The following is a 14,366-nucleotide window of genomic DNA, read 5'->3' on the forward strand; positions in this document are numbered from 1 at the left end:
CGCTCCCCGGGCCGACGACGTCCCATTCGACTTCTCCCTCTCGAGGACGGTTCCCGATGGCTCTTTCGCCTCCTTTCTCCCGCTTCGGCGGTGCGCCTGCGGCATCCGGGTTGTACAACCCCGACAACGAGCGCGACGCGTGCGGTCTCGCCATGGTCGCGACACTGCGCGGCACCCCGGGCCACGACATCATCGACGCGGCCCTTGGTGCCCTGCGCAACCTCGAGCACCGCGGAGCGATCGGTTCAGACGCGGGCACGGGTGACGGCGCCGGCATCGTCACGCAGATCCCCGACGACTTCTTCCGGGCGGTCACCGAATTCCCCATTCCCGAGTCGGGCTCCTACGCCGTCGGCACCGCGTTCCTTCCCCGCGACGAGGCGGATCGCGCTTCCGTGAAAGCGCGCATCGAGGAGATCGCGCGCGAGGAGGCCCTCGAGATCCTCGGATGGCGCGAGGTTCCCGTGCGCGCCGACGAGGTCGGCAAGCTCGCGCGTGCCGCGATGCCCGCATTCGAGCAGCTCTTCGTGCAGAGCGCCCACTCGGATGCCGACGGCGCCCGTCTCTCGGGCATCCGCCTCGATCGCCAGACCTACCGCGTGCGCAAGCGCGCCGAGCGCGAGACCGAGGTCTACTTCCCCTCGCTCTCGTGCCGCACGATCGTCTACAAGGGCATGGTCACGACGCTGCAGCTCGAGCCGTTCTACCCCGACCTCTCCGACGAGAGGTTTGCGTCGCGACTCGCCCTCGTGCACTCGCGCTACTCGACCAACACCTTCCCGTCGTGGCCCCTCGCGCAGCCGTTCCGCATGGTCGCGCACAACGGTGAGATCAACACCGTGCAGGGCAACCGCAACTGGATGCGCGCGCGCGAGTCGCAACTGAGCTCCGACGTGCTCGGCGACATCGACGCGCTCCTGCCGATCAACACCCCGGGCGCGAGCGACTCCGCCTCGTTCGACGAAGTCGTCGAACTGCTCAATCTCGCCGGCAGGTCGCTGCCGCACGCGATGATGATGATGGTCCCCGAGGCCTACGAGAACCAGGTCGGCATCGACTCGACCCGCCTCGACTTCTACGAGTACCACTCGATGCTCATGGAGCCGTGGGACGGCCCCGCCGCCCTCGTCTTCACCGACGGCAGCATCGTCGGTGCGACCCTCGATCGCAACGGCCTCCGCCCCGGCCGCTACCTCGTGACCGACGACGGACTCGTCGTGCTCGCGAGCGAGATCGGCGTTCTCGACATCGACCCCGCTCGCGTCGTGCGCAAGGGTCGGCTGCGCCCGGGCAGGATGTTCGTCGTCGACACCGAGGCCGGCCGCATCATCGAAGACGACGAGATCAAGACCGAGATCGCGACATCCGAGCCGTGGGGGGAGTGGCTCGAGAGCGAGCGCATCAACCTGCGCGACCTCCCCGAGCGCGAGCACATCGTGCACACCCCCGCGTCGGTCACGAGACGCCAGCGCACCTTCGGCTACACCGAGGAAGAGGTGCGCATCCTCCTCCAGCCGATGGCGGCCAAGGGCGCCGAGCCGATCGGAGCGATGGGGTCGGACACCCCGATCGCCGTGCTCTCGAAGCGACCCCGGTTGCTCTTCGACTACTTCACGCAGGCGTTCGCGCAAGTGACGAACCCGCCGCTCGACTCGATCCGAGAAGAAGTCGTCACGTCGCTCACGGTCGGTGTCGGCCCCGAGCGCAACCTCCTCGAGGCGACCCCCGAGCACGCCCGCCAGGTGATCCTCGACTTCCCCGTGATCGACAACGACGAACTCGCCAAGATCCAGCACATCGACCCGCATCCGGGCAGCCGTACGACGACGACCGTGCGCGGTCTCTACCGTGTCGACCAGGGGCCCCTCGCGATGCAGAACCGCATGGACGAGATGTGCGCCGAAGTCGACGACGCGATCGAGAACGGCAGCACGTTCATCGTGCTCTCGGACCGCGACTCGAACAAAGACTTCGCCCCCGTGCCCTCGCTGCTCATGCTCGCGGCCGTGCACCACCACCTCATCCGCAAGCGCAACCGCATGAAGGTCGGCATCATCGTCGAAGCGGGAGACGTGCGCGAGGTGCACCACGTCGCCCTCCTCATCGGCTACGGCGCCTCGGCGGTCAACCCCTACCTCGCGATGGAGAGCGCCGAGCAGCTCGTGCGCAGCGGAATGCTCACGGGCATCACGCCCGAAGCCGCGGTGCGCAACCTCATCAAGGCGCTCGGCAAGGGCGTGCTCAAGATCATGTCGAAGATGGGCATCTCGGTCGTCGGTTCGTACGCCGGCGCCCAGACCTTCGAGGCCGTCGGTCTCGACCAGGCGTTCGTCGACCAGTACTTCACGGGAACGTCGAGCCTCCTCGGCGGTGTCGGCATCGACGTCATCGCGGCCGAGAGTGCCGCTCGACACGACGCGGCCTACCCCGAAGACGGCTCGAGCCACGCGCACGAGCGACTCGCGATCGGCGGCGAATACCAGTGGCGTCGCGAGGGGCCGCCGCACCTCTTCAACCCCGACACGGTCTTCCGTCTGCAGCACTCCACACGCGCGCGCCGCTACGACATCTTCCGCGACTACACGAAGCTCGTCGACGACCAGGCCGAGAACCTCATGACCCTCCGCGGTCTCCTCAAGCTCCGCACCGGAGTGCGTCCCGCCGTGCCGATCGACGAGGTCGAGCCCGTGTCGGCCATCGTCAAGCGCTTCTCGACGGGGGCGATGAGCTACGGCTCCATCAGCCCCGAGGCGCACGAGACGCTCGCGATCGCCATGAACAAGCTCGGCGGCAAGAGCAACACGGGGGAGGGCGGCGAAAACACCGCGCGCTTGCTCGACCCCGAGCGTCGCAGCGCCATCAAGCAGGTCGCCTCCGGCCGCTTCGGCGTCACGAGCATGTACCTCACGCACTCCACCGACATCCAGATCAAGATGGCGCAGGGGGCGAAGCCCGGCGAGGGCGGACAGCTTCCGCCGAACAAGGTCTACCCGTGGATCGCGCGCACGCGGCACGCGACCGCGGGCGTCGGGCTCATCAGCCCGCCCCCGCACCACGACATCTACTCGATCGAAGACCTCAAGCAGCTCATCTTCGACCTCAAGCGCGCGAACCCCGCGGCGCGAGTGCACGTCAAGCTCGTGAGCCAGAAGGGGATCGGCGCCGTCGCCGCGGGAGTCACCAAAGCTCTCGCCGACGTCGTGCTCGTCTCCGGACATGACGGCGGAACGGGCGCGAGCCCCCTCAACTCGCTCAAGCACGCGGGGACACCGTGGGAGCTCGGTCTCGCCGAGACCCAGCAGACGCTCATGCTCAACGGCATGCGCGAGCGCGTCGTCGTGCAGGTCGACGGGCAGATGAAGACGGGGCGCGACGTCATCGTCGCCGCCCTCCTCGGGGCCGAGGAGTATGGCTTCGCAACGGCGCCCCTCGTCGTCTCGGGCTGCATCCTCATGCGCGTGTGCCACCTCGACACGTGCCCCGTCGGCGTGGCGACGCAGAACCCCGAGCTGCGCGACCGGTTCACGGGCAAGCCGGAGTTCGTCGTCAACTTCTTCGAGTTCCTCGCGCAAGAGGTGCGCGAGTACCTCGCCGAGCTCGGCTTCCGCTCACTCGACGAGGCGATCGGACACAAAGAGCTCCTCGGCGTCGAACGCGCCATCGAGCACTGGAAAGCCGACGGCCTCGACCTCACCCCCATCCTCCAGGGACCGGAATTCGCCGCGGACGCACCGCTCAGGCACCTCGTCGCTCAAGACCACGAGCTCGACGAGCACTTCGATGTCGAGCTCATCGCGCGGAGCGCCGACGCTCTCGACCACGCCTCACCCGTGTCGATCGACCTGCCCATCCGCAACACGGAGCGCGCCGTCGGAACGATGCTCGGCCACGAGGTCACGAAGCGCTACGGAGAGAACGGACTGCCCGCGGGCACGATCGACATCACCCTGCGGGGGTCCGCCGGTCAGTCCCTCGGCGCGTTCCTCCCCGCGGGAATCACCCTGAGGCTCGAGGGAGACTCCAACGACTACGTCGGCAAAGGCCTCTCGGGCGGGGACATCGTCGTGCGACCGAACGCGGCGAGCGTCTTCCCCGCCGAAGACAATGTCATCGCGGGCAACGTCATCGGCTACGGCGCGACGCGCGGCACGATGTTCATCCGCGGCATCGTCGGTGAGCGGTTCCTCGTGCGCAACTCCGGAGCGACCGCCGTCGTCGAGGGGGTGGGTGATCACGCCCTCGAATACATGACCGGTGGGCTCGCGGTCATCCTCGGATCGACAGGGCGGAACCTCGGTGCAGGGATGTCGGGAGGCACCGCATACATCCACGCTCTCGAGAGCGACAGGGTCAACCCCGACTCGCTCGCGACGGGAGAACTCGTTCTGCACCCCCTCGGCGCCGCCGACGCCGAGATGCTGCACGACCTCCTCGAGCGCCACGTCGCCGAGACCGGGTCGAAGCTCGCCGAGCGGATGCTCGCGAGCTTCACCGAGACCGTCGAGCAGTTCGTCAAAGTCGTCCCGCGCGACTACGCCGCCGTTCTCGAGACGAGAGCGTCGGCCATCGAAGAAGGACTCGACCCCGACGGCGACGTCGTGTGGGAACGCATCATGGAGGTGACCGGTGGCTGATCCCAAGGGATTCCTGAAGACGACCGAACGCGAGCTGCCCCCGAGGCGACCCGTGGCGCTGCGGCTCATGGACTGGAAAGAGGTCTACGAGCAGGGCGACACCGCGACCGTGCGCAAGCAGGCGGGACGCTGCATGGACTGCGGCATCCCGTTCTGTCACCAGGGGTGCCCGCTCGGCAACCTCATCCCCGAGTGGAACGACCTCATGTGGCGCGGGGAGGGTCGCCAGGCCATCGAGCGTCTGCACGCGACCAACAACTTCCCGGAGTTCACGGGGCGACTGTGCCCCGCCCCCTGCGAGAGCTCGTGCGTGCTCGGCATCAACCAGCCCGCCGTGACGATCAAGCAGGTCGAGGTCTCGATCATCGACCAGGCGTTCGCCAACGACTGGGTCGAACCGCACCCTCCCGAGCGACTCACCGGCAAGACGGTCGCCGTCGTCGGGTCGGGGCCCGCGGGCCTCGCGGCGGCGCAGCAGCTCACGCGTGCCGGCCACACCGTCGCCGTCTTCGAGCGCGACGACCGCATCGGCGGACTCCTCCGCTACGGCATCCCCGACTTCAAGATGGAGAAGAAGCACCTCGAGTCGCGATTGCGCCAGATGCAGGCCGAGGGCACGAGGTTCCGCGCCGGTGTCACGATCGGCGTCGACATCACGTGGCCCGACCTGCGGGCGCGCTACGACGCGGTCGTCGTCGCGACGGGCGCGCTCGTCCCGCGCGACCTGCCGATCCCGGGCCGCGACCTGTCGGGAGTGCACTTCGCGATGGAGTACCTCGTGCAGCAGAACCGTGCGGGAGCGGGCGACTCGATCGTCGACCAGATCACCTCAGACGGCAAGCACGTCGTCGTGCTCGGCGGCGGCGACACGGGAGCGGACTGCATCGGCACGGCGCACCGCCAGGGCGCCCTGTCGGTAACCAACCTCGCCATCGGCGTGCAACCGCCGACCGAGCGCACCGAAGACCAACCGTGGCCGATGATGCCCAACCTCTTCGAGGTCACGAGCGCTCACGAGGAGGGCGGGGAGCGCATGTTCCTCGCGTCGACCGTCGAGTTCCTCGCCAACGACAACGGCGAGGTGCGCGCCATCCGCGTCGCCGAGACCGAGTACATCGACGGTCGCCGCGTGCCCAAGGCGGGCACCGAGCGGGAGATCCCGGCCGACCTCGTGCTCCTCGCCCTGGGCTTCACGGGCACGGAGGGCGAGCTCCTCACCGAGCAGCTCCGGTTGCCCCTCGAGCGCGGCAATGTCGCGCGCGACGGCGACTACCAGACCGGCGAAGCCGGAGTCTTCGCTGCGGGCGACGCCGGTCGCGGGCAATCGCTCATCGTGTGGGCGATCGCCGAAGGTCGAGCCGTCGCGGCAGCGGTCGACCGCTACCTCGAGGGCGACACCGAGCTCCCCGCGCCCGTGCGCCCGACGGATCGCGCGCTCGCGCTTTAGTCCTATAGTTTCCACGGCGCATCGAAACCCGATGACGACCACCTCGAACACCCCAGAACCGACAACCCAGAAGGAATCAATGAGACGCGCAAAGATAGTCGCCACTCTCGGTCCGGCAACGTCGAGCTATGACAGCATCCGAGCGATCATCGACGCGGGAGTGGATCTCGCGCGCATGAACCTCAGTCACGGAAGTTACGACGTGCACGAAGAGGTCTACGCGAACGTGCGTCGGGCCGCCGAGGACTCGGGTCGCGCCGTCGCCGTGCTCGTCGACCTCCAGGGTCCGAAGATCCGTCTCGGCAAGTTCTCCGACGGACCGCACGACCTCGCCGTCGGTGACAGGTTCTCGATCACGACCGACGACATCCTCGGAAACAAGGATGTCTGCGGCACCACCTTCAAGGGTCTCCCCGCGGATGTCGCCGAGGGTGACTTCCTCCTCATCGACGACGGCAAGGTCAAGCTGCGCGTTCTCTCGAGCGACGCCACGACCGTCAACACCGAGGTCGTCGTCGCGGGAACCGTCTCGAACAACAAGGGCATCAACCTCCCCGGAGTCGCCGTGAGTGTTCCGGCTCTGAGTGAGAAAGACGAGGCGGACCTCCGCTGGGGCCTTGAGCTCGGTGCCGACTACATCGCGCTCTCGTTCGTGCGCGACGCCGACGATGTCACGCGCGTGCACGAGATCATGGCCGAGGTGGGGCGCCGCGTTCCCGTCATCGCCAAGATCGAGAAGCCGCAGGCCGTCGACAACCTCGAGGCCATCATCGACGCGTTCGACGGCATCATGGTCGCGCGTGGCGACCTCGGCGTCGAGCTCCCGCTCGAAGCCGTGCCGATCGTGCAGAAGCGCGCCGTCGAGCTCTCGCGCCGCATGGCCAAGCCGGTCATCGTCGCGACGCAGATGCTCGAGTCGATGATCTCGAGCCCCATCCCGACCCGCGCCGAGACATCCGACGTCGCCAACGCCGTTCTCGACGGTGCCGACGCCGTGATGCTGAGCGGTGAGACGAGCGTGGGCAAGTACCCCGTCATCACGGTGCAGACCATGGCGCGCATCGTCGAGTCGACCGAGGACCACGGCCTCGAGCGCATTCCGGCGCTCGGCACCAAGCCGCGCACACAGGGTGGCGCGATCACCCTCGCCGCGGCCGAGGTCGCCGACTTCGTCGAGGCGAAGTACGTGTGCGTGTTCACCGAGTCGGGCGACTCGGCTCGCCGCATGTCGCGCTTGCGCTTCAACATCCCGATGAAGGCGTTCACCCCCGACGCCGCGATCCGTCGCCGCATGGCTCTCACGTGGGGCATCGAGTCGTTCCTCGGGGAGCGCGTCACGCACACCGACGCGATGTACCACCAGGTCGACGACGCGCTCCTCGACAACGGCCTCGCCGAGGTCGGAGACAAGGTCGTCGTCATCTCCGGGTCCCCTCCCGGGGTCTCCGGTTCGACGAACGACATCCGCGTCCACCGGGTCGGCGACGCGCGCAACGCCGTCGCTCCGGCGTACGAGGCGTGACGAGCGTGAACGACGACGAGCGTCACGACCAGCTGACGACCGCGCCGAAATCGACGGAGGACGACGCCGCGCCTCGCGTCGACGTCACGACGAAAGACGACGGCACCACGCGCGTCGACTGGCGCGACGACGCCGCCGTCCGGCCGGGCAAAGCCTGACCCCGGTCGACGGTGGAGACGAGAAGGGCCCCTGCACGCGTGTGCAGGGGCCCTTCTCGTTCTGTCGTGCCGGATGTGGGACTTGAACCCACACGTCCTCTCGAACAAAGCATTTTGAGTGCTCCGCGTCTGCCATTCCGCCAATCCGGCGCACAACGACAGCGTTCAGAATACCGTAGGGTTTAGGCATGACCGACCAGGATTCCGCTCCCCAAGCTCCCCGCCGCGTCGTCGTGGCCGAGGACGAATCCCTCATCCGCCTCGACATCGTCGAGACCCTCCGCGACAACGGCTTCGAGGTCGTCGGTGAGGCGGGAGACGGCGAGACCGCTGTCGCCCTCGCCACCGAACTACGCCCCGACCTCGTCATCATGGACGTCAAGATGCCGCAGCTCGACGGCATCTCCGCGGCCGAGCGACTCACCAAGAACCACATCGCGCCCGTCGTGCTCCTCACGGCGTTCAGCCAGAAGGAGCTCGTGGAGCGCGCGAGCGAGGCCGGTGCTCTCGCCTACGTCGTCAAGCCCTTCACCCCGAACGACCTGCTCCCCGCAATCGAGATCGCGCTGAGCCGCTACACGCAGATCATCACGCTCGAGGCCGAGGTCGCCGACCTCGTCGAGCGCTTCGAGACCCGCAAGCTCGTCGACCGCGCCAAAGGCCTGCTCAACGAGAAGATGGGCTTCACCGAGCCCGAGGCGTTCCGCTGGATCCAGAAGGCGTCGATGGACCGCAGGCTCACGATGCACGACGTCGCGCAGTCGATCATCGACCAGCTCTCCGCCAAGAAGTAGCGCGCCCCCTCCCTCTGCCGCACCCGGCGCCGCCCCACAGTACGTCGTTTCCGCGAGCGTACGTCGGATCCGACGTTCGCTCGCGGAAACGACGTACTGTCGGGGCGGGTGTGGCGGCGGCGCGGGCGGCGAGACGGCGGGAGGCCGGTCAGGTCGCGTCGCGGAGCATGTTCGTCATGCGGACCGTCGAGAGGCGGCGGCCGGCCTCATCGGTCATGACGATCTCGTGCGTCGCGAGGGTGCGACCGAGCACGAGCGCCGTGCACGTCGCGGTGACCCAGCCCTCGCTGATGGAGCGGCTGTGGGTCGCGTTGATCTCGATCCCGACGGCGTAGCGGCCCGGTCCGGCGTGGATGGCCGACGACACCGACCCGAGGGTCTCGGCGAGCACGACGTGGGCCCCGCCGTGCAAGAGCCCGATGACTTGAGTGTTGCCCTCGACGGGCATCCGCGCGACGGATCTCTCCGCCGAGAGCTCGACGAAATCGATGCCCATCTTGCGAGCGAGAGCCCCGCCCTCCGAGTCGATGAGGCGGGCGACGAGCTCGGCGTCCAAGCCCTCCGGAAAAACAGTCATGGGGCACTTTCGCGTCGTCGGGGTGTCGGCGGGCCCGATTAGGCTGACAGCGTGTCGGACAACGAAAAGCCTACTCTGCTCATCATCGACGGCCATTCGCTCGCGTTCCGAGCCTTCTACGCCTTGCCCGTTGACAGCTTCCAGAACCGCGAGGGTCAGCACACCAACGCGATCCACGGGTTCATCGCGATGCTCATCAACCTGCTCCAGAAAGAGAAGCCGACGCACCTCGCCGTCGCCTTCGACATCTCGCGCTACTCCTTTCGCACGCGGGAGTACCCCGAATACAAGGGCACACGCGGCGAGACGCCCCCCGAGTTCGTCGGGCAGATCCCGCTCCTCGAGGAGGCCCTCAAGGCCATGCGCATCACGACCGTGACGAAGGAGGACTACGAGGCCGACGACATCCTCGCGACCCTCGCGACGCAGGGCGCGCACGACGGCTATCGCGTGCTCGTCGTCTCGGGCGACCGAGACGCCATCCAGATGGTCAACGACGACGTCACCCTGCTCTACCCGAACGCGCGCGGGGTGTCGGAGCTCAAGCGCTACGACCGCGACGCCGTGTTCGAGCGCTACGCGATCGAACCCCACCAGTACCCGGATGTCGCAGCCCTCGTCGGGGAGACGAGCGACAACCTCATCGGCATCGACAAGGTCGGCGAGAAGACCGCGGTCAAGTGGATCACCCAGTTCGGCAGCCTCGACGGTGTGCTCGAGCACGCCGACGAGATCAAGGGCGTCGTGGGGGAGAAGCTCCGCGAGCAGAAGGACCGCGCGATCCGCAATCGCAAGCTCAACCACTTGCTGTGCGACGTCGAGCTGCCGGTCGGCCCCGCCGATCTCGAGCGGCGTCCGATCGACGAGGCGGCGGTGCGCGAGGTCTTCGCCAAGCTGCAGTTCAAGACGCTCCTCGATCGCGTGCTCAAGATCTACGGCGCCGCGACCGACGAGGGCGGGGATGCCGCCGCCGAATCCGCTGCGACCTCGGTCGGCGTCTCGGCACCGGGCGTGCGCACCCTCGTCGACGAGGAACTCGCGCACTGGCTCACCGCGGCGACCGCCTCCGGCACGACGGCGCTCGGCGTGCGGCTCGAGAGCGGCCCCGACGGCCTCACGGGCATCGGGATCGCGTCGGAGACCGACTCGGTGTTCGTGCCGTGGGCCGCGGGTCGGCCCGACTACACCGCTCTCGAGGAGTGGCTCGCGAGCGACGCCCCCAAGTACTTCTTCGACTCGAAGTCCGACCTCAAGACCCTCACTCGAGCCGGACTACCTCTCGCGGGCATCGCTTTCGACACGAAGATCGCGGCGTGGCTCATCCGTCCGGGAGGGTCGGCGCACACCCTCACGACGCAGGTCTACGACTTCCTCGGCGAGACGATGCCGACATCCGACCCCAATCAGCTCGTGCCCGAGGCGGAGCCCGCGAGCCTCGCGACCGAGGCGTGGTTCGTCGTGCGGGTCGCGGCCTACCTGCGCGAGAAGCTCGACTCGTCTCTCGCGGTTCTCGAGCGGATCGAGCTCCCGATCGTTCCGGTGCTCGCGACGATGGAGCTCACGGGGGTCACCGTCGACGCGGCCATCCTCGCCGCCCAATCGACCGAGCTCGCCGAGACGGCGTCGTCGCTCGCGACAGCGGCGTTCGCCGAGATCGGCCGCGAGGTCAACCTCGGGTCTCCGAAACAGTTGCAGCAGGTGCTCTTCGACGAGCTCGGCATGCCGAAGACGCGTGCCAACAAGACCGGGTTCTCGACGGATGCCGCCTCCCTCGCCGATCTGCAGGAGCAGAACCCCCACCCGTTCCTCGACCTCCTGCTCAAGCACCGCGACGCCACGAAGCTGCGTCAGATCATCGAGACCCTCGAGAAGTCGATCGCGAGCGACGGCCGAATCCACACGAGCTACGAGCAGACCGGCACGAGCACGGGTCGCATCTCGTCGACCGACCCCAACCTGCAGAACATCCCCATCCGCAACGAGGTCGGTCGCCGCATCCGGTCGTCGTTCGTGCACGGTGCCGAGTTCGACACCCTCCTGACGGCCGACTACTCGCAGATCGAGATGCGCATCATGGCCCACCTCTCGGGAGACGAGGGGCTCATCCTCGCCTTCAACGAGGGGGAGGACCTGCACCGGTTCGTCGGTTCGCGCATCTTCGGCGTCGAGCCCGCCGACGTCACTCCGGCCATGCGCAACAAGGTCAAGGCGATGTCGTACGGCCTCGCCTACGGCTTGAGTGCGTTCGGGCTCTCGAAGCAATTGCGCATCGAGAGCGCCGAGGCGAAGCAGCTCATGACCGACTACTTCTCGCGCTTCGGTGCCGTGCGCGACTATCTCCGCGACGTCGTCGCGAAGGCGAAGGTCGACGGATACACCGAGACGATCTTCGGCAGACGTCGGCCTTTCGGCGACCTCAACTCGTCGAACCGCGTGCTGAGGGAGAATGCCGAGCGCGCGGCCCTCAACGCGCCCATCCAGGGTTCCGCAGCCGACATCATGAAGATCGCGATGCTCGGCATCGCCGACGACATCGCGACCCGGGGCATGGCGTCGCGCATGCTCCTCCAGGTGCACGACGAGCTCGTCTTCGAGGTCGCCGAGGGCGAGCTCGACGATCTGAGCGAGGTCGTCCGCACGCGCATGGGGTCGGCGGCCGACCTCACCGTGCCCCTCGAGGTCCAGCTCGGAACAGGAACGGACTGGGATGCCGCAGCACACTGATCCCGCGTCGCCGCTCGTCGACCTCCTCGGCGCCGACTCCGTCGTGCTCCATTCGTCGGCGCGCGACGTCGAGAGCGCCATCCGCGAGGTCGGCGGTCTGCTCGTGAAGGCGGGTGCGGTCGAGGAGAGCTACCTCGACGCGATGCTCGCTCGCGAGGAGAGCGTGTCGACGTTCGTCGGCGACGGCATCGCCTTCCCGCACGCGACCCTCGCGTCGCGCGGAGACGTGTCACACGACGCGCTCGCACTCGTGACGTTCGCCGAGCCTCTCGACTGGAACGGCGAGAGCGTGACCATCGCCATCGGGATCGCGGCGCGAGGGCGCGGACACGTCGGTCTCGTGAGCAGACTCGCGTCGGTTCTCCTCGTTCCGGGGCGTGCCGACGAGCTGCGGGCGGCGCCCGATGTCGCCGCGGCCGCGCACGCCCTCCGGGAGAGTGATTAGGGTGGACACACTCACGAGCGAGGGGGCCGTCATGCCGCAGCGAACCGTCGTCATCCGATCGGCGATCGGGTTGCACGCCCGCCCCGCCTCCCTGTTCAGCCGAGCGGCCGCCGAGACCGGTGTCACGGTGCTCATCACGGCCGAGTCGGGGCGCACGGCCAACGCCGCGAGCATCCTCGCTGTTCTCGCCCTGGGAATCGATCACGGGGAGACCGTGGTGCTCGAATCGGACGAGCCCGGGGCGAATGCCGCGCTCGACACCCTCGCCGAGTTGCTCTCGTCGGACCTCGACGCCCTCTGAGTCTCTCGCGTCGACGCCGAACGGCGCGGTGACGCGCAAATATGCTGGACCGATGACTGCTCCGCTCCCGTCCGACCCCCGCGACCCCACCCCGATCGACGCGATCGCCGAAGACTGGGTCGACACGCAACTCGACCTCTTCCCGGAGTTCCGGGTCTACCTCGGTCGGCCGGGGCGCGAGGGGGAGTACTCCGACTATTCGCCCGCGGGTGCGGAGGCGGCCGTCGCCGCGGTCTCGAGAACCCTCGCGCGCATCGAAGCCGAAGCTCCCGTTGACGAGGTCGACCGCATCACCAAGATGGACCTCGAGCGCGAGTTGCGTCTCGCGGTCGACAAGCACGAGGCGGGGTTCGCGAAGCGCGACCTCAACGTCATCGCTTCGCCCGCGCAGGAGTTGCGCGACGTCTTCGACCTCATGCCGACCGACACGCCCGAGGACTGGGGCGACGTCGCCTCCCGACTGTCGAACCTCCCCGGCGCGATGAGCGGATATCTCGACACGCTCCGCTCGGGCATCGCCGACGGCACCGTGCCGGCGCTCCGGCAAGTGCGCGAGATCATCGTGCAGGCCCAGAAGCACGCTGCCCCGACCGGGTTCTTCGCGAGCCTCACCTCCGGGGCGTCGACACCCGAGGGCGACCTGCCCGCGCCTCTGCGGGCCGACCTCGATCGCGGTGCCGCTGCCGCCGCGGGCGCATACGCGCAGCTCGCCGAGTTCTTGCGCGAGGAACTCGCCCCGCACGCGCCCGCGAGGGATGCCGTCGGCCGAGAGATCTACGAGCTCGCCTCGAGGGATTTCCTCGGCGCGACCGTCGACCTCGACGAGACCTACGAGTGGGGCATCGACGAGCTCGCACGCATGGTCGCCGAGCAGGAGTCCATCGCGAGGGAGATCGTGCCCGGGGCCTCCGTCGCCGAGGCGATCGCGTTCCTCGACGCCGACGAGACCCGCAAACTGCACGGCACCGACGCCCTGCAGCGCTGGATGCAGGAGACGAGCGATCGCGCGGTCGAGGAGCTGTCGCGGAGCCACTTCGACATCCCCGAGGCCGTCCGGCGCCTCGAGTGCATGATCGCCCCGACCCAGGAGGGCGGCATCTACTACACCGGGCCCACCGACGACTTCTCGCGGGCCGGCCGCATGTGGTGGAGTGTGCCCGAGGGCGTGACCGAGTTCGACACGTGGCGCGAGCTCACGACGGTCTACCACGAGGGCGTGCCGGGCCATCACCTGCAGATCGGACAGGCGACCTTCAACAAGGCGCAGCTCAACACCTGGCGGCGCACGGCGGGCACCTCGGGTCACGCCGAAGGGTGGGCCCTCTACGCCGAGCGCCTCATGCAGGAACTCGGCTACCTCGACGATCCGGCCGACCGCCTCGGAATGCTCGACGGACAGCGGATGCGCGCGGCTCGCGTCGTGCTCGACATCGGCGTGCACCTCGAGAAGACCCTCCCTGACGGTTCGGGGCGGTGGACGGGCGAGCACGCGTTCGGATTCCTCGGCGAGAACGTGAACATGAGCCCGGAGTTCGTGAGGTTCGAGGTCAACCGCTACCTCGGCTGGCCGGGCCAGGCGCCGTCGTACAAGGTCGGTCAGCGCATCTGGGAGCAGTTGCGCGACGAGTCGGCCCGCCGTGAGGGGGCGGATTTCGATATCCGCGCCTTCCACAAGCGCGCACTCGACATCGGCGGGGTCGGTCTCGACACCCTGAGGGCGGCCGTGCTCGGCTGAGAGTGCAACACTGCGTCGCATCCACGGGA

The 14,366-nt window shown here is 68.2% G+C and carries 10 protein-coding genes and 1 tRNA gene; 9 read left to right on the forward strand and 2 right to left on the reverse strand.

Annotated features, from left to right (window positions below; genetic code table 11):
• Positions 1–56: 56 nt before the first annotated feature.
• From gltB to ACLHIH_RS04125, 4 genes are all read left to right on the forward strand, one after another.
• The gene (gene gltB / locus ACLHIH_RS04110; protein WP_411315430.1) at positions 57–4,634 is read left to right on the forward strand and encodes a glutamate synthase large subunit; all 4,578 of its coding nucleotides are present in this window, start codon (positions 57–59) and stop codon (positions 4,632–4,634) included.
• The gene (locus ACLHIH_RS04115) at positions 4,627–6,081 is read left to right on the forward strand and encodes a glutamate synthase subunit beta (protein WP_411315431.1); all 1,455 of its coding nucleotides are present in this window, start codon (positions 4,627–4,629) and stop codon (positions 6,079–6,081) included. Before gltB ends, ACLHIH_RS04115 begins: the two co-directional genes overlap by 8 nt.
• A gap of 79 nt (positions 6,082–6,160) precedes the next feature.
• Complete coding sequence (pyk, locus tag ACLHIH_RS04120) at positions 6,161–7,603, forward strand: pyruvate kinase (protein WP_411315432.1); 1,443 nt, start codon at positions 6,161–6,163, stop codon at positions 7,601–7,603.
• Between the two features lie 5 nt (positions 7,604–7,608).
• Complete coding sequence (locus ACLHIH_RS04125) at positions 7,609–7,761, forward strand: hypothetical protein (RefSeq protein WP_411315433.1); 153 nt, start codon at positions 7,609–7,611, stop codon at positions 7,759–7,761.
• 67 nt (positions 7,762–7,828) lie between these two features.
• Here ACLHIH_RS04125 and ACLHIH_RS04130 read toward each other — a convergent pair.
• A tRNA-Leu gene (locus ACLHIH_RS04130) sits at positions 7,829–7,911 on the reverse strand.
• A 38-nt stretch (positions 7,912–7,949) separates the two neighbouring features.
• Here ACLHIH_RS04130 and ACLHIH_RS04135 point away from each other — a divergent pair.
• Positions 7,950–8,555 (forward strand): ANTAR domain-containing response regulator, encoded by a 606-nt coding sequence (locus ACLHIH_RS04135; RefSeq protein WP_411315434.1) that lies wholly within the window; start codon positions 7,950–7,952, stop codon positions 8,553–8,555.
• 148 nt (positions 8,556–8,703) lie between these two features.
• Here the strand turns inward: ACLHIH_RS04135 and ACLHIH_RS04140 are convergent, their stop codons facing one another.
• Positions 8,704–9,132, reverse strand: a complete 429-nt coding sequence (locus ACLHIH_RS04140) for a hotdog fold thioesterase (protein WP_411315435.1) — start codon at positions 9,130–9,132, stop codon at positions 8,704–8,706.
• Between the two features lie 51 nt (positions 9,133–9,183).
• Here ACLHIH_RS04140 and polA point away from each other — a divergent pair, with 51 nt between their 5' ends.
• Genes polA through ACLHIH_RS04160 form a run of 4 tightly spaced genes read left to right on the forward strand, consistent with a single transcriptional unit; the run spans position 9,184 to position 14,337 of the window.
• Entirely contained in the window at positions 9,184–11,856 is a 2,673-nt protein-coding gene (gene polA, locus ACLHIH_RS04145; protein ID WP_411315436.1) for a DNA polymerase I, read from the forward strand.
• On the forward strand, positions 11,840–12,301 hold the full coding sequence (locus ACLHIH_RS04150) for a PTS sugar transporter subunit IIA (protein WP_411315437.1): 462 nt from the start codon (positions 11,840–11,842) through the stop codon (positions 12,299–12,301). Before polA ends, ACLHIH_RS04150 begins: the two co-directional genes overlap by 17 nt.
• 1 nt (position 12,302) lies before the next feature.
• A complete protein-coding gene (locus tag ACLHIH_RS04155; protein WP_411315438.1) occupies positions 12,303–12,602 on the forward strand; it encodes an HPr family phosphocarrier protein in 300 nt (99 codons plus the stop codon).
• A gap of 52 nt (positions 12,603–12,654) precedes the next feature.
• Positions 12,655–14,337 (forward strand): DUF885 domain-containing protein, encoded by a 1,683-nt coding sequence (locus tag ACLHIH_RS04160; protein WP_411315439.1) that lies wholly within the window; start codon positions 12,655–12,657, stop codon positions 14,335–14,337.
• Positions 14,338–14,366: the final 29 nt, after the last annotated feature.

Source organism: Marisediminicola sp. LYQ134, from assembly GCF_046599635.1.
Taxonomy (GTDB): Bacteria; Actinomycetota; Actinomycetes; order Actinomycetales; family Microbacteriaceae; genus Marisediminicola.

Excerpts from the sequence above, each read along its gene's own strand:
- ACLHIH_RS04135 (WP_411315434.1), top strand. The coding sequence starts at position 7,950 with ATGACCGACCAGGATTCCGCTCCCCAAGCTCCCCGCCGCGTCGTCGTG.
- ACLHIH_RS04160 (WP_411315439.1), top strand. The coding sequence starts at position 12,655 with ATGACTGCTCCGCTCCCGTCCGACCCCCGCGACCCCACCCCGATCGAC.
- gltB (WP_411315430.1), top strand. The coding sequence starts at position 57 with ATGGCTCTTTCGCCTCCTTTCTCCCGCTTCGGCGGTGCGCCTGCGGCA.
- ACLHIH_RS04150 (WP_411315437.1), top strand. The coding sequence starts at position 11,840 with ATGCCGCAGCACACTGATCCCGCGTCGCCGCTCGTCGACCTCCTCGGC.
- pyk (WP_411315432.1), top strand. The coding sequence starts at position 6,161 with ATGAGACGCGCAAAGATAGTCGCCACTCTCGGTCCGGCAACGTCGAGC.
- ACLHIH_RS04140 (WP_411315435.1), bottom strand. The coding sequence starts at position 9,132 with ATGACTGTTTTTCCGGAGGGCTTGGACGCCGAGCTCGTCGCCCGCCTC.